The organism is Burkholderia sp. Tr-862 (assembly GCF_011753085.1).
Taxonomy (GTDB): domain Bacteria; phylum Pseudomonadota; class Gammaproteobacteria; order Burkholderiales; family Burkholderiaceae; genus Burkholderia; species Burkholderia ambifaria.
Genome location: NZ_VWWG01000013.1, coordinates 15,984 through 33,153 on the forward strand (window position 1 = coordinate 15,984; position 17,170 = coordinate 33,153).

Below are 17,170 nucleotides of genomic sequence, written 5' to 3' on the forward strand. Positions count from 1 at the left end.
TGCCTGAAAGGGGCGGACCTGAAAGGGATAACGATGCGGGTCGATGACGACTGGAACCGCACCGTCGACAAGAACTGCTGCGGGGAATGATGGCTGACCAATACATGGATCGCGTCGTGTTGAGCGAGCGGCATTCGGTGATCTACTGCGCGGCGAGCGTCGCCGCGAGGACCTCGGTCGAACTCAATGCGACGATCGCAGGGGGATTGCCGGATGGCACGAATCTGATTCTCCTCATCAACGGTGATGCATTGACCGAGCAACACGCGACGGAAATCGGGTTCGTGCCGACAAAAGGCGGCTATTACCAGTACCTGAAGCCGTCGGTGAAGGGCGAACGACTGTGCCATGCATTCGATGTCCTGCCCGAAGTCACGTCGGTCAATATCCGGCTGTGGGGCATAGGCGTGCCGCCCGTCGTGCTGGACGACGTTCGCGTGACGGGCGTCGAAGCGGGGGGCATTCGATTCCTGGCCGCTCGTCCGCGTCGCATCATCAAGAAATGGGAGTCGCTGACTGCGCAAGAGCAGCGGCCGGTTGCGGCGAATTTGCTGCTCGCGAAGCATGCATGCGGCCCGGCATGCGTCGTACATTGCAATAAATGGTTCGACTCGATGGATGGGTACGAGCAGAGGACACGGCGCGCCGAGTTCGGACGCGACGACGTGTATGTCGAGCGCGACACCGGGGAACTGATCCCGGCGAGCATTCAACGCGCGCGGCCGGCGATGCTCGAGATTCCGGATTCGATCGACGCGTATTGGTCGGACATCGGCGACAAGTCGCGCAATATGGTGCGAAAGGCGCGGCGGCTCGGCTACGCATTCCGTGCAATCGATCCTGACGAATATGGGCAGGACATTCACGAGATTCGAACGTCGGATCCGATGCGCCAGGGCCGTCCGATTCCCGAGTATTACTACACGAATCCGCCTGAGCAGGTGTTGAAGCCGAGTTCCGTCGGTTGCCGGCTGCATACCGAGCGATTCTATGGCGTGTTCAAGGACGATCGCCTCGTTGCGTACGTCACGCTTTTTCTCTTTGGTGAACTCGCGCAGGTCAATCACCTGCTGTGCCATCGGGATCACGCGAGCAGCGGTGCGATGAATCTCAATGTGTTTCACGTCGTGGACGAACTCGTCAGGCATCAGCCGGAGGTACGCGTCCTCAACTATCTGTACATCGGACAATCCCAGGGCGGGATCAACCATTTCAAGGAAAGTGTCGGCTTCCGGGATGTCGCTTTCATGACGTACGACAGCGTCGTGGAGGTGTACGCGCGACATCAGGAGAATCGGCCGTCGATCGACAGCGCGACGGCGCCTTCGGTGCCGTCCTTCAAGCCGAAGGTGAGAGGCGCCGACTGGGCGTTCATGCGCGAGCAGGTGAGCGGCGACGTCATGCAGGCGATCGAGCGTCGCATTGGTCGGCGCGTTGCACGTCTGCCGATGCCTGTCTATCACGAGTTCGAGCGCTATCTGTCGCGCGGCTTGAGCGAGACGGTGATCGACTGGATGGAGGGAAGCTGCTTCGCGGTGCCGTTCCCGGACCGTATCCCGGATGCCGATGACCGACTCTGCAATTACATGCGACGGCGTTTCAAGCAGAGCCCCATTTCGAACGACGGTTTCGAAACCGCGTTCAAGGGCAGCGATTTCCGCGTTCTGGGGTATTTCCAGGTCAGCGACGACGATGCGCTGTTCTTCCGGGGGCTGTTGGTAGTCGAGAAATTGACACCAGTGGGAAAGAGCCATGTTCGTGGCCTGACCGAGGCATTTGAGAAGTTCGGAAAAGCTGGCTTGCGTCCGGATTCGATTGTTCGGAACAAGCCCCAGGGAACATTCTTGACGCGAGATCGTTTCATGGCGTCTGTTCCGACGGATGGGGCGTCCCTCGACCGAGTCTGCCTTGCCGACGAGTATCAGCCGTTGGCCGACGGGTGGCGGCTCGGGAACATCGTGAAGATGTCATTTCCGTATTCGCCGGCGACTGTCGATGTCGAACTGAACAAGAAGTTCGCATGGAACTCCGAGCTACCGAACAACTCGGTACGCATGTGGTACTACTCGCTGATTTATATCGGACGATTGCTGGCGACGTACCATCAGTCCAAAGACGCCGCGTCGCTGGATCTGGCGGTGTCATTGACGTCCGACTATCTCGACTACGTCGCCGTTGCCGAGCATCGTGCCGGCGTCAACGGCATTGCGTCCGCCGATCACGCCACGGCCGAACGATTGAAGGTAATGCTGACGCTGCATCAGATCGTCAGGGAATCGAAGGATGTCCGAGGCGTCGCCCTGTTGCCGCGATTGCTCGACGAAATGCATTACTGCGCCGAGTGGCTGACCGAGGAGGCCAATCTCGGCGTCGGCAATCATCAGCTGATGGGCTGCATGTCCCTCATGTTCACGTATTCGCTTCTGACGAACGAGGCCGGTGCGGTTTATCTCGAAACGGCCCTGCGCCGCGTGCGCTCACTGCTGGGCGAGTCCTTCGACAAGGATGGGCTGTGTAACGAGAACACGATCGGTTATCACAACTTCAACCTTTCGTTGTACACGAAGATTCATGAGGCGTTGGGCAAGCTGGGGATCGCGGCATCGATGCGCGCCGACATCGAACCCGTGCTCGACAACGCGATGCGTGCACTGCGGCTCGTCATTTTCCCGAACGGCATGATCCCGCCCATCGGCGACTCGCCTCGCTATGACTCGCGCGTCACCTCCGTCAACGCGTCGTTCTGCTTCTTCGAATCCGGGTTCGCGGTCGTCAAGCGCGACGACTTCTATCTGTCGTTGATCTGCGGCGGCCGGACGAACTGGCACAAGCACATGGACGACACGGCGATTTATCTGCAGTACAAGGGGGAGGACGTGTTTGTCGATGGCGGCAGCTACTCGTACGATCAGCGCAACCCGCATACTCGTTGCATTACCTCGTCGGCGGGCCATAGTGGCGTGTTTCTTTCCCAGTTCGACGGCCTTCCGAGATATGAACTGATCGCGAAGTACGGGCCGGTGTCGGGCAGCATCAAACGGTTCGAAGAAAGCGACGACGGCGTGCGCATCGAATGCGCTTACTCCGTTCCCGGGTGCTGGACCAGCTTCCGGCGATTCGTGTTTGTCCACTGGCCAGGCGAGGTTGTCATCGTGGACATGGTCAAGTCGCCGAATCCGGCCGCTGCCGTGCAGCGCTTTCTTCTTGCGCCGGACGTTTCGGCGTACGCAGAGCAAGGGATCATCCGCCTGCAGGGCGAAACGTTTCAAGGGGCGATCATTCATTCGTCGCGGCATGCCGATTTCTATCGCGGTGAACAGGATGAAAAAGTGCGGGGCTGGAGTACGTACGATTTCGGTGAAATCTCGCCGACCACGGGTATCGATTTGAGCGGAGGACCGGTCGCCGGGGAATTCTCGTCGATCGTCGTGTTGAACGGCACGGATCCGCAAGGTGGTTCCGACAGGGCGCGAGCGTTTGCGAACAAATCCGACCCGTTCTTCGCGAATTGATCGGTGTTGCCACCGGCCGCCGCGCTGCTTTTCCCAGATTTACTGTCTCGGCTTATGAACGATACTTCAAACTGCTATCACTCGACCGATGGCATTCAGCTGTCCGGCGCAGGCGTGCAGTTTTCGCTCGACATCACGGACGTGCAGCGATTTTCGATGTGCATGGATCTGGTTTGCGGGCCGCACATCGCGACCAATTGCGCGTTGGTTCAGGTCGAATTCAGCGAACCGCCGGATGAGCTCGAGCGACTGGGACTTGTACGTTCCCATCACGGTTGGTGGTATCGATACGTGCCGACGCGCGCGGGACGTGTGTCAGTCGACTGGGAATTTTCCCAGGCTACGCCGTTTGCGGGTACCGTCCGCTTCAAGATCGTCACGTGGGGGGCGGACGACTTCGTCCGTCTTCACGCCTTCGTCGCCGTCACGAGCCCTTCCGCCGAGCAACTGGCGGCGCGGTATGCCACTGCGCGCGATGCCGCGCGATATCCGCCGAAAGTGTGGGCCAGCATCAGCGAGTTTCTGTCCGCGACGGTGCTGCCCAATTCGGCGCACATCATCCCGGTCAACGATCTGTTGATCGAGTTCCTGCTCGTCGACCGGCGCAGCCCGGCGCTATTTTGCTTCCTTCACGGCAATGCACCGCGCTCGGAGGTATTCAAGCTGCCCGTGTTCAGCGGCGTGTCGATGATGAGCGACGTGAATAGTTCCGTCCTCATCTTCTCCGACCCAGCGTTGCTGCTGGATCCCGATTTGACGCTTGCCTGGCACGTCGGCACGTCGACCACGCCACTGCAGTACCTGTATGAATTGATCACGGAGAAGGTCCGTTCGGTTCTTGCTCCGGAGCGGCTGGTTTTCTGGGGCGGATCGGGGGGCGGCTTCGCAGCGCTGTATCTGTCGACGAAGTTTGCCGATTCAACCGCCTTCGTGTGGAATCCACAGACTTCCATCCTGGCGTTTGAGGAAACGGCCGTACGGAATTTCGGCCGCGTTTGCTTTGGCACGGAGGATCTCGCGACGCTTCGCGAGAGGCTCGAGAAAGTGGCCGTGGCCGATTTGTGGCGGGTCTATCCGAGCGACGGGAATCACGTGGTTTATTTGCAGAACTTTACCGACTGGCATACCGATTATCACTTGAAGCCGTTCCTGTCGAATTCGAGTTTGCCTCACGTTCGTGGAACGGAATTCTGGGGATGGCTGGAAGATCGATTCTTCCTGCATCTCGGCAGTCTTGCGCAAGGACACGAACCGCCGCCGAAAGAGGCTATCAATGCGTTCCTGGTCCGGCTCGCGCAGTCCGGGCCGGACGCGATCGAATCAGTCAGCGTGGCGCCGGGCCGACCGACGAAGCATGTCGGCGTGTCGCACGACCCGCATGTCAATGAAGAGGGGCCACGGGCCTGAGAACAATGAGCAAGGTGTGGTGCCGCCATGAATGAAGCATGGGTCGATCGAGTTGTACTGAGTCGTGGGCGTGGGGTGCTCAGCGGTATGTTCACCGTTGAGCGCAAGAGCGCGGTTCGTCTGTCCGCGTTGGTCGGATGGACGCTGCCCGAAAAGGGCAACCTGCTTTTGGTGATCACCGGCGAATATCTGACCGAAGCGAAGGCGGCGGAAATCGGCTTCGTCAAGACGTCGTCCGGGTTCTATCGCTATCTGCTTCCGTCCATCAAAGACGGAAAGCTCGCGTTCGACTTCGATGTGATTCCCGAGGTGACCGGATTTCAGATTCGGCCATGGAACATGACGACGCCTGTTGTGCTCGACGACGTCGTACTGACAAGTGAAGACGCCGTTCCGATGTTTTCCGGCCCTTCGCGCAGGATCGTGAAGCGGTGGCATCCGCTGACCACGGACGGCAGCCGGCCGCTTTCGGCCAATTTCCTGACTCGCAAGGCGAGCTGTGGCTTCCATTGCGTCGCACATTGCAATCGCTGGTTCGAGTCGATGGACGAGTTCGCGATCCGGACCGGAATTGATGCGTTCGGCCGAGACGATGTGTATGTCGAAACAGGCACGGGGGAACTGGTTCCCGCTTCGCTGCAGCGTGCTCAACCCGCCTTGCTCGAAATCCCGGCGTCGCTCGACGCGTATCTGAAGTCGATCGGCGACAAGTCGCGAAACATGATCCGCAAAGCCCGGAAGCTGGGCTACGAATTCAGGCGCCTCGCACCCGAGACGCTGGGCCAGGACATCCATGAAATCAGGACTTCCGATCCGATGCGCCAAGGGCGCCCGATCCCGGAGTATTTCCATACCAACCCGCCGCAATACGTGGTTGCAGCGAATCCGGCGGGTTGCGAGCTACATACCGAGAAATTTGTCGGCATTTTTCTCGGTGATCGGTTGGTGTCCTATATCACCGTCCTTCTGTTCGGCGAGTTGGCGCAGGTCAATCATATTCTTTGCCACAAGGAACATGCGACGCATGGCGTGATGAATCTCAACGTGCTGCACATGGTCGATGAGTTGATCACGCGCCATCCTCATGTGAGGGCGGTGAACTACATGTACATCGCCGGCCACGATAGCGGTATCGACAGATTTCGGCGCAGCGTCGGGTTTTCTCCCCGCAGCTTTCTGACGTATGACGGTGCGCCGGCGACGTTTGCCGACACCCATGCGCAATCGGTGTCCACGGACGCAGGCGACGTCCCGAGTGGACAGCACGCAAGCAGAGGAAAGGAAAAACTCCGGTTGTCGCAGTGGACGTTCATCCGCGAATCGATCGGGGAGGACGGAGCGCTTGCACATGTTGCCGACAGAATCGGGCGTGCCGTCATCGAGATGCCGAAGCCGATTCCGGAGCAATTTGTCGAGTACATCGGCAAGGGATTGATGAGGTCGGTTGCGGTTCAGCCCGCGGGGGCGATCATCGCTGTTCCGTTTCCCGCTCGGGCCGACGCGCAGACCGGTCACGGCGTCGCCGACTATCTCCATCGACGTTTCAAAGGGGTGCCGGTCGGCAACGACGGCTTTCAGGCCGGCTTCAAGGGGGGCGAACTGCGTGCGCTCGCGTTCTTTGAAATTACGGATTGGGCTGAACAGTTCTGTAACGGCATCCTGGTGCTCGAGAAGGTGACCGAGGCACCCGGCACCTCGCTGGAGACCGCCGAGACGACAGACGTTCAAGTCAAGGCCGAAGCCGATTTCCTGGCAGCGACGGCGGTCCGTCCATCACGACTGGAGTGTGTGCGACTGGTGGATGACTACCAGCCACTTGCCGAGGATTGGCTGACGGCCGGCACTGCTCAAATGTCGTTCATGACAGGGGCCACGCGCATCGACGTCAAGGTCGGTACACGGTTCCCGTGGAACCACACGTTCGCGCTGAATGCTGACCGAATGTGGTATTACTCGCTCGCCTATATTGGTCGTCTGCTCGCAACCTGGGCACAACGCAAGGACGCTGACGCACGCAAGCTGGCAATCGACCTGATCTCCAACTTCATGGATTTCACGGCCATTGCCGAGAATCGGCTCGCGATTGGTCGTATTCCGTCCGCGGACCACTCGGCAAGCGAGCGGCTGAAGGTGCTGCTGACCTGCCATCAGATGCTCGACGAGGTTGGCGCGTCGACGGCGCTGCGGGTGCGACTCCTGCGCGAAATTCACCGCTGGGCAGAATGGCTTGCCGACGACCGAAATCTTGGCGTCGGAAACCACAAGCTGATGGGCGCGACCTCGCTCATCTATGTATGTGCGTTACTGGCTGAGGGTGAAGGCAGCGGTTATCTGAAGATCGCAGAGGATCGGATTCTGTCGCTTGCCGCGCAGTCGTTCGACAAGGACGGTCTGTGCAACGAGAACACGATCGGCTATCACAATTTTAATCTGTCGCTATACCGGAAGCTCCGCACCGTACTAGCGAACCTCGGGATCGCAGATGACCTGCGCGACAAAATCGATGCACTGATTGGAAGCGCGTCCTATGCGCTTGAACTGTGCGTGCTTCCCGACGGTAAAATTCCGCCGATAGGCGACTCGCCGCGCTACGATCTCGGGCTGCCGTCGCGAGATGGGGCGTTTTGCTTCTTCGAATCGGGATTCGCCGTAGTGAAGCGCGACGGCCTCTACTTTTCATTGGTGTGTGGCGGGCGCACGGAATGGCACAAGCAGATGGACGATTCGTCGATCTATCTGCAGTACAACGGCGTTGACGTCATCGTCGACGCCGGCAGCTATTCCTACGATCAGAGCGATCCTTATTCACGCTGCATTACGTCGACCACTGGCCATAGCGCTGTTGTTCCGGCCCTGCTCGATGGCTTGCCGCGACATGAGGTCCAGTCGAGGTTCGGTCCCGTCTCGGGTTGCATCGAGCGTTTTGAAGAATCGGATGAGGGTGTCCGGATCGCTTGTGCCTATGCGGTGCCCGGATGCGGCGCGGCGCTCCATCGTTATGTGTTCGTGGGTCGATCGGACGAAGTCGTCGTGGTGGACACGTTCGACGCACCCGAAACCGCCGATGTGGTGCAACGCTTCCTCCTCGGCCCGGGCGTTGAAGTGGCGAGCGGCGACGCGTGCCTCCATCTGACCGCACAAAAATTTGCCGGCACCCTCATCCATCGGGGTTCAGATGCCGATATATACAAGGGCCAGCGTGACGACAAGATTCGCGGCTGGACTGCCTTCGAGTTCGGCAGGGTCACGCCGGCCACCGGCGTCGATCTTCGCGCGAGAGACGGCGAAAGGACGTATTCGACGATCATTCGCCTCGAGGGGGGCGGATTGAGCGATTGCTCACCGGCCGCGGTGAACTTCGCAGGGCGCACGGACCCGTTCTTCGGGACGGGCGCGGCGCGATTGCGTGACGACAACTAAAAACAAGCACGAGGAAAAATGGATGGCGCGCAGTAAACCGAAGCTTCTGATTCATGGAAGTTGCGTGAGCCGGGATGCCTTTACCGACCGATTTCCGCAAGCCGAGCACTACGAGCTTGCGGGCTATCTCGCGCGCAGTTCGCTGGCGACTGCATTCTCTTCGGGTGTGGTGGAGAACGTCGACTTTGACGCGATCGCGTCAGCGTTTCAGCGCAGGATGGTTCAATCGGACGTCGAGCACGGGTTGGTGGCGGTACTCGCCGCGGGCGGATTCGATTTGTTGCTGATGGACCTGATCGATGAACGATTCAGCGTGTTCGTTGATGACCGTGGCGCGTCCTGCACCGTGTCGGGTGAGCTGCTGTCGTCGGGATTCGATGCGCGGGCGCGTCGCGGCACGGTGATCAAGCCATTCACGGATGCGTTCTTCGACCGATGGGAGGCGGGTTGGCGCCAACTCGTCGCAGCGTTGAGCGCGCAGGGGCGGCTCGACGCGCTGATCGTGAACGAGGTGTACTGGGGCTCGGCCTGCTCGGACGGCACCGATTTCTCGCCGGCATACTCGCGCGACGACGTTGCGCAGGCGAACGCGTTCCTGGCCCGGCAATATGCGCGGATGCGAGAGGATCTCGCCGATGAACAATTCCTGCATTTCGACTCGACCTTGCTCATCGGCGCAATCGACCATCAATGGGGAAAGAGCCCATTTCACTATGTGGCCGGGTATTACACCCACTTGCTCGATGGTCTCGATCGATATGTGGCGCGGACCGGAGCGGCTATCGCGGAAACTTCTGACGAGCAGGGGAGCAGCGTGGGTATCGTAAGGTATGTCCGGGACAAGCTGCGACTGGCCGGAAGCCGGTTTCGCCATGAAGACGCAACGCCGGTGACCGCGTGGTACAGCGATCGCGTGACATTGCAGAAAGGGATGCAAGGGCTCGAGGTTTCGGTACGCGCGACGGCAGCGACGCGCATCCGTCTGAGCGCGACCGTCAACGGCGATATGTCGGGCAACCGCAACTTGTTGCTCGTCGTCGCCGGCGAAAATCTCGTCGATGCCGACATGCATGCGATGGGGTACATGAAGTCGTGGGTCGGCTACTTTCGTTATCTCAAGAGCGACATGCGCGAAGAGCGGCTGACGACGGAGATCGCAGTCGATAGCCGGATCACGTCGCTCAAGGTGCTGACCTGGAACTTCGATGGTCCCGTCGTCCTCTCGGACGTTAGCGTCGATGCCGGCGGCGCCGTACTCGATAGCCCGGTGCTGATCGCGAAACGCAAGGACGGCAGCCAGTCGGTCAACATCACGCGCGAGCCGGCGATTCGCGCGAACCTGCTGCTTAAACGGCACCATTGCGGCCCGGAATGTATTGTTCATTGCGACAAATGGTTCAGGTCGATGGACGCGTTCGCGTCGAGGCACGATGTCGATCGTTTCGGTCGGGAGCCCGTATTTGTCGAGGCCGCGAGTGGGGAATTGATGCCTGCCAGCCTCCAGAAGGCGAGCCCGGCATTTCTGACGATTCCCGATACGGTCGAGGAATATCTGCGGTCGATCGGTGACAAGTCCCGGAACATGATTCAAAAGGCGAATCGCCTCGGATACCGGTTCCATGAAGGTGGCCCCGCAGGTTTCGAGCAGGACATCTACGAGATTCGCACGTCGGATCCGATGCGCCAGGGGCGGCCGATTCCCGAGTACTACTATTCGAACCCGCCGATTTATGTGCTGAGCCCGAGCGCCGCCGGCTGCGAATATCACACGGAACGATTCTTCGGCATCGTGCACGAAGGGCGCCTGGTCTCGTACATCACGCTCTTCATGTTTGGCGAGCTCGCGCAGATCAATCACATCCTGTGTCACAAGGAGCACGTGAAGAACGGGGTAATGAACCTGAACGTATTTCACGTCGTGAAGGAATTGATCGAGAAGTATTCGTGGGTCAAATCGATCAACTATCTGTACGTCGTGGACGACGGGATGGGGATCAATCTTTTCAAGCGCGGCGTCGGATTCCGGTCGCAGCGCTTCATCGCATACGACAGTACGCTGGATGCGATTGCCTATGTCGAGGCGGAGCGCGAGGGCCATCTGGGCCCGGACCCGGCTCCGGCGGTCCCGCGTGAGAGCCAGAAGCCGCGTTTCAAGATGAAGAAGTGGGACTTCGTGCGGGACGCGGTGCAGCGGGAATCGTTGGCCGCGAAGCTTGATTCGCTCCTCGGCAGACCGTGGGTCGACGTGAAGTATCCGGCCGAGGCCGATTTTGCGCGGTTCTGTTCTGTCGGATTGATGGAAAGCACGGAAACCCATCCGGTGGGCTCATGCTTTCTGGTGCCGTTTCCGAGCCGTGCCGCCGAAGACAGCCATCCGGACGTCGCGCAATATTTGGCCAAACGTTTCAAAGGTAACCCGATCCCGGACGACGGATTCTCGGTCGGGTTTCGTGGCGGGAATTTGCGTGCACTCGCCTATTTGAGTATCGAGGAAGATGCGGCGGATCTACTCGACGGCGTGCTCGTGCTGGAGAAGGTGGCGTAATGCGGCATCGAAGCGTTTCGGTGGCGCGCGGCGTTGCGCCGTGCGTCGATTGTCGGGAGTGGAATTGAGCATCAGAAAGCATCCGACTATCGCTCTGGTCGCGGACGGACTGACATCGTCGAGCCTCGTTTTCGACAGTCGAGTCATTTCGCTGGGTCCCCGCGGATTTCGCTGGCGGCTGGCATTTTCGCGCCCGGACTATTTGCTGGTCGAGTCGGCGTGGTCCGGCCTGCGCGATCGATGGAAGTACAAGATCGCCGCGTATCCCGAACACCCGGAACGAACGAATCACGCGTTGATTCGGCTCGTCGAAGCCGCGAAGGATCGCGGCATTCCGACGGTGTTCTGGAACAAGGAGGACTCGGTTCACTTCGATCGTTTCGTGGAAAGTGCGAAGCTGTTCGATCATGTGTTTACGGTGGATGCCAATGCCGTGCCGCGCTACAAGGCGGTGATGGGCGAGCAGGCGTCCGTGCACACCTTGATGTTCGCGATCCAGCCCAGGACGCACGGGTTCACCGGCTTCGACTTCAAATTCCGGCGGGCGAATTTCGTCGGCAGCTACAGCAGCGAGAACCACATGCGTCGCCGCGTGTGGCAGGACGCGTTGTTCGGTGCGGCATGCGGGAGTGGTTTGGGCCTGACCGTCGTCGACCGCAATTCGAGCCGCAAGGCGTCGCATTATCGCTTTCCGGCGCTCGACGGCCTGGATATACAGCATGCGGTCCGACACGAACAAACGGCCCAAATGTACCGCGACTACGTCGTGTCCCTGAACGTGAATACCGTCGAGGACTCGCCGACGATGTTCTCGCGGCGTCTGGTCGAAATTCTCGGTTGTGGCGGAATTGCCGTCACCACGCCGGCGCGATCGGTCGATGCGATGTTTGCGGACTTCTGTCACGTCGTGCGCAGCGCCGACGAGGCGAGCGAGCTATTTGCGCGGCTGCGCGGTGGCCCGTCCAACAGTGATCTCGAGCGCGCACGAGCCGGTGCGGAGTATGTGGCGAAGCACCATACATGGCAGCATCGCCTCCGCCAGATTGCAGAGGTGCTGGGGCAGTGAGCGCGATCATGCAACGCGTGCGCGATCGTGTGCTGTTGCGCGTGTGGCGGCGATGCGCGGCGCTTGTATCTGAGCGACCGGCGCAGCGCGTACTGGTCCTTGGGGATTCTCACGTTCGTGTATTCGAGCACGCGTGGTTCGCATTGGGGCTGCCGAACGTGCGGTTCGACATCGAATACGTTCCGGGCGCGACCGCGATCGGCATCGACAACCGCCATTCGACTACGTCCGCATTGCTACGTTTCACGAACCGGCTTCAGTCGTCGAGACATGATTGGGTTCTGCTCAATCTCGGTGAAGTCGATACCGCCTATTCGCTGTGGAAACTGGTGGAATTCCGGTCGTGTCCGATCCCTGTATTGCTTGACGAGGCGGTTCGCAACTATTGCGACTTCATCGCCGAAGTCGCCGCGGCCCACCGGGTCGCCGTGCTCAGCGCGCCGCTGCCGACGCTGGCGAACCAGGCCGCGCCGCGCGACGAGACGGCCGCGGTACGTCAACAGGTATCGGCAACACAGCGCGAGCGGACAGAACTGGCGCGGGAATTCAATGCCCGTATCGAAGCATATTGCCGCGCGCACGGGATTCCGTACCTCGATTCAAGTGCGCATGCGCTCGGGGCGGATGGGCTGGTCAAGCATTCCTGGCGCCATCCCCGTCGGTACGATCATCACTATGCGCGTCGGCCGTATGCACGTTGTCTCGTCCAACAGTTGAAGGTGCTGCTTGCGATGCAGCGGATGGGTACCGAACGTTCGATCGGGCACGGCGGGACGCGCGGCGGAGGGGAATCATGAGCCGTCCGCCGCGCTGGATCGTGCCCATTCAGAGCGTTGGCCTGTGGGCATGGTGCGGCACAACCCCTTGGCTCGACGGGGTTGTTTCGTGCGGCTTGCCATGGCAGCGATCCGGCATCTCCGGCATTCTCGGCTGGGGACTTCGTGAAAGCGGCCAGCGCGCGCAGGCATGGGCGCTGCGCGCCGGCGTGGACGTGCTGCGCATCGAAGACGGCTTCCTCCGCTCCGTCTCCCTCGGCGTTCTCGGCGATGCCGCTTTATCGATCGTCATCGACGATCTAGGCATCTACTACGACGCCAGCAGGCCGTCCCGTCTCGAGATGCTCGTGAAGGACGCCGCCGCGCTGCAGGGTGACCATGCCGATGAATGGCGGATCAAGGCCGACCACGCGATGTCCCTGATCGTTCGCCACGGCGTGTCGAAATACAACCACGCGCCCGATTTCGTCCCCCCCGACGACTGGCGTGACGACGCGGTCCTGGTCATCGATCAGACGAGCGGCGACGTCGCTGTCCGCCTGGGCGGCGCCGACGCGTCGTCGTTCCGCGCGATGCTTGCCGCCGCGCTCGCCGAAAACCCCGGCAAGCCGGTCTGGATCAAGACGCATCCCGACGTGATGTGCGGCAAGAAAGCCGGCTATCTCGTCGACGCTGCCTTCGGCGATCCACGCGTGCACCTGCTGCCCGCCGATGTCAGTCCGCCTTCGCTGTTGAAGCGGGTCGGCAAGGTCTATGCCGTTTCGTCGCAAATGGGCTTCGAGGCGCTGCTGTGCGGCAAGCCGGTCGTGACATTCGGCTTGCCGTGGTATGCCGGCTGGGGGCTCACCGACGATCGCCATGCGCACGCACCGATCGTTGCCGCTCGTCGCGGCAGCGCGACGCTGCACCAGTTGTTCGATGCAGCGTACCTGCGCTATTGCCGCTACATCGATCCGCAAACCGGCAGTCGCGGCACGATCTTCGACGTGATCGCCCATCTCGCGAAGCAGCGCCGGCTGAACGAAGTGACGAGAGGCGAGCTCGTGTGCGTCGGGCTGAGCCTGTGGAAGCGCAGCGTGGTCGCACCGTTTCTACGGCACGGTGGCGCGCGCGTGCGTTTCGTCGACTCGCCGGCGGCGCTGCGGCGTCTGCCGCCGGACGCGTCGCGGCGCGTCGTGCTATGGGGTGCCCGCCGTCCCGATGTCGCTGCGGTCGCGCAGGAACTGGGCTTGCCCGTGCTTCGCATGGAGGACGGGTTCGTCCGGTCCGTCGGGTTGGGCTCGAACCTGATCGCACCACTTTCGCTCGTGATCGACGATCTTGGCATCTATTTCGATCCGCGCACGCCGTCCCGGCTGGAGGCGATCCTCGAGCGAGGCGGCTTCGACGACGCGGAGCTCGCCGAGGCGCGCACCGTGCGCGCGGCGCTGGTCGATGCACGCATTGGCAAGTACAACGTCGGCAACGGTGGCGTCGTGCTGCCGTCGCCCCGCCCCGCGAAAGTGATTCTGGTGCCGGGGCAGGTCGAAGACGATGCTTCGATCCGGACTGGCTCACCGTGGATCTCTACGAATCTCGGTTTGCTGTCGAAGGTGCGGGCCGCCCATCCCGACGCGTTCATCGTCTTCAAGCCGCATCCCGACGTCGTCAGCGGCAATCGCGCGGGTGCCGTTGCGCTGCACGAAGCGCGCCGACTCGCCGATGCCGTGGCGCCTGAATCCGACGTGATCGCATGCGTCGAGCAGGCCGACGAAGTGCATACGATGACGTCGTTGACCGGCTTTGAGGCGCTGCTGCGCGGCAAGCGGGTCGTCTGCTACGGTGCGCCGTTCTATGCAGGCTGGGGGCTGACGCACGACGTTTTCGCGAGCGTATCGCCAGGTGCCGAGCACATGCCGATCGCCGGCGATAGGTCCGATACCCACCCGGTCTGGTCGCGTCGCAGTCGCCGGCTGACGCTTGACGAGCTGATTGCCGGGACGCTGCTGCGCTATCCGCGTTATGTCCATCCGGTATCCCGCGCCGTGATCGACGCGCAACACGCAATCGGATTGTTGCACTCGCAGCGACAGTCGATGGGGCAGGGCAAGCTGAAGCGAAATCGGCTTGAGCAACAGTTCGGGAAAGTCAAGATGTGGGTGTTGACGACTTACTCGGAATATCGGATTTCGGCGCGCAAGAAGCTTTACATGTCGCTGCAGCGCTGGCTCGCGAAGCTTTAGCCGGCGGCCATGGGGCAGTGCCGACGGTGTTCGATAACGCAAATCCGCGTTAGCGTTTTTCAGACGACTAAAGTTGTATGGTTATCTCGTAAAACGATACAATCGTTCACCTATAAATCCGGGGCTAAAAAACGGGGCAGGGTGGTGATTTAAACTGCCGGCGCATTCGGCGTTCATTTCGTTTGCATGCGTAAAAATATTGAAAAATGATAAATCATATTAATAATGCGACGCTCTTTTCTGGTTCTGCAGGGCACGGCATCGCCGTTCTTTAGCCGATTGGCGGAGGCGTTGCGGAGTCGCGGCCATCGCGTTCGCAGGATTAATTTCTGTGGAGGAGACCTGGCCTATTCCGGCAACGGCGCTGCGAGCGATTACACCGCGCATCCGGACGAGCTTGCCGCGTGGTATGCGACAACACTTCGAACCGGCGACGTGACGGATGTGATCCTGTTCGGCGACTGCCGGGCCATTCACCGGCCCGTGCATCCTGTCGCCCGCGATCACGGTGTCGCCGTTCACGTATTCGAGGAAGGATACGTGCGTCCGCATTGGCTGACACTCGAGCGCCATGGCGTGAATGGTCGCTCATTGCTGCCGCGCGATCCGGCGTGGTATCTGGATCAGCGCGGCGTAACGCCCCCGCGCGATCTCGGGCACGCCACCGGATATCGGCTGGCCGTGCGTGCCTATCACGACATGCGCTATCGTGCGGCCAATACACTGTATCGGTCCCGTTTCCCGAATTATTGCAGCCATCGTCCGCGCAACGGTTTTGTCGAATACGCGGGACTGGCGACACGCGCGTTGAAACAACCGATATTCGATCGCGAGTCCGCGCGCGTGACGCGGGGTCTGCTCGGCCGGCGGCCCTATTATCTGTTTCCGCTCCAGGTCAATGCGGACGCGCAAATCGTCCACCATTCGCCATTCGGCAGCGTGCGCGCATCGATCGACGTCGTACTGCAATCATTCGCGCAGCACGCGCCCGACGGACACGACCTGCTGGTCAAGAACCATCCGCTGGACACGGGCGTGTTCGATTATCGCGGGCACGTCCGGCAGCTTGCGCGCGCGCTCGGCGTGGCCGATCGCGTGTCGTTCATCGACGCCGGCCACCTGCCGACGCTGCTCGATCATGCGCGTGGCGTGGTGCTGGTCAACAGTACGACCGGGATGTCGGCGCTTTACCACCATTGCCCGCTGATCGCACTGGGCGTGGCGATCTACGACATGCCGGGGCTGACGTGGCAAGGCGGGCTCGACAGTTTCTGGGCGCATGCCGAGCGGCCCGACGAAGGCTTGTTCCACGCCTTTCTGGATTATGTGATTCATCACACGCAGATCAACGGCGACTTCTATACGGATACCGGCATCGAGATGGCCGTGGCGGGTGCCGTGCGACGACTGGAGGCCACCCACGTGGAGATCGCTCATGCGTTCGCATGAACCGCGTCATGTCGTGATCACCGGCGCGACTGCCGGACTCGGGCGTGCGCTGGCGCTCGCCTATGCCGCGCCCGGCGTCGTTGTCGGGTTGATCGGCCGCGATGCCGCGCGCCTCGACGAGGTCGCGGCTGCCTGCCGGGCGCGTGGCGCGGCGGTTGAATGCGGTCGCGTCGACGTATGCGACGCCGAAGCGATGTGCACGTGGCTGAATGCGTTCGACGACACGCATCCGATCGATCTGCTGATCGCGAACGCGGGCGTGGCGAGCACGCTGGCGCACGCCGACGATTGGGAGGAACTTGAGCGCACAGCCGTGGTGGTCGATACGAATCTGTACGGCGCGCTGCATGCGGTGCTGCCGGTGATCGCCCGCATGCGCGCGCGCCGCCGTGGCCACGTTGCAATGGTCAGCTCGCTCGCGGCGTTGCGCGGGATGGCGATTTCGCCCGCCTATTGCGCGAGCAAGGCGGCGATCAAGGCCTATGGCGATTCGGTGCGGCCGGTACTCGCACGCGACGGCATCCGGATGTCGATCGTGCTGCCCGGATTCGTGAAGACCGCGATGAGCGACGTATTCCCGGGTGACAAGCCGTTCATGTGGTCGGCCGATCGCGCTGCGAAGCATATCCGCCGCAGGCTGCACGCGGGACGCGCGGAAATTGCGTTTCCGGGCGCGCTCGCCTTCGGGATGCGTTTGCTGACGCTGTTGCCGGCGCTGCTCGCCGATGCGATTCTCGGCAAGCTGTCGTACTTGCCGCGCGAGGGGCGCTAGC

Annotated in this window: 9 protein-coding genes; all 9 read left to right on the forward strand. The window is 61.2% G+C overall.

From position 1 onward, the window contains the following. Positions 1–104: 104 nt before the first annotated feature. Positions 105–3,512: a heparinase II/III family protein gene (locus F3J14_RS06725; protein WP_166722341.1), complete on the forward strand. Its 3,408-nt coding sequence runs from the start codon at positions 105–107 to the stop codon at positions 3,510–3,512. A gap of 54 nt (positions 3,513–3,566) precedes the next feature. Then, positions 3,567–4,919, forward strand: a complete 1,353-nt coding sequence (locus tag F3J14_RS06730; RefSeq protein ID WP_166722342.1) for a hypothetical protein — start codon at positions 3,567–3,569, stop codon at positions 4,917–4,919. A gap of 27 nt (positions 4,920–4,946) precedes the next feature. Beyond that, complete coding sequence (locus F3J14_RS06735) at positions 4,947–8,339, forward strand: heparinase II/III family protein (protein ID WP_247682150.1); 3,393 nt, start codon at positions 4,947–4,949, stop codon at positions 8,337–8,339. Further along, positions 8,326–10,884: a DUF6270 domain-containing protein gene (locus F3J14_RS06740; protein ID WP_348771949.1), complete on the forward strand. Its 2,559-nt coding sequence runs from the start codon at positions 8,326–8,328 to the stop codon at positions 10,882–10,884. The genes F3J14_RS06735 and F3J14_RS06740 overlap by 14 nt, the downstream gene beginning before the upstream one ends. A gap of 58 nt (positions 10,885–10,942) precedes the next feature. Then, positions 10,943–11,950 (forward strand): glycosyltransferase, encoded by a 1,008-nt coding sequence (locus tag F3J14_RS06745; RefSeq protein ID WP_348771950.1) that lies wholly within the window; start codon positions 10,943–10,945, stop codon positions 11,948–11,950. After that, a complete protein-coding gene (locus F3J14_RS06750; RefSeq protein ID WP_348771951.1) occupies positions 11,947–12,747 on the forward strand; it encodes an SGNH/GDSL hydrolase family protein in 801 nt (266 codons plus the stop codon). The genes F3J14_RS06745 and F3J14_RS06750 overlap by 4 nt, the downstream gene beginning before the upstream one ends. Then, positions 12,744–14,948: a capsular polysaccharide biosynthesis protein gene (locus F3J14_RS06755; RefSeq protein ID WP_166722382.1), complete on the forward strand. Its 2,205-nt coding sequence runs from the start codon at positions 12,744–12,746 to the stop codon at positions 14,946–14,948. The genes F3J14_RS06750 and F3J14_RS06755 overlap by 4 nt, the downstream gene beginning before the upstream one ends. Positions 14,949–15,173: 225 nt before the next feature. Then, on the forward strand, positions 15,174–16,397 hold the full coding sequence (locus F3J14_RS06760) for a capsular biosynthesis protein (RefSeq protein WP_166722343.1): 1,224 nt from the start codon (positions 15,174–15,176) through the stop codon (positions 16,395–16,397). After that, positions 16,384–17,169 carry an SDR family NAD(P)-dependent oxidoreductase gene (locus F3J14_RS06765; protein ID WP_166722344.1) on the forward strand — a complete coding sequence of 262 codons (786 nt, stop codon included), beginning with the start codon at positions 16,384–16,386 and terminating at the stop codon, positions 17,167–17,169. The genes F3J14_RS06760 and F3J14_RS06765 overlap by 14 nt, the downstream gene beginning before the upstream one ends. Position 17,170: the final 1 nt, after the last annotated feature.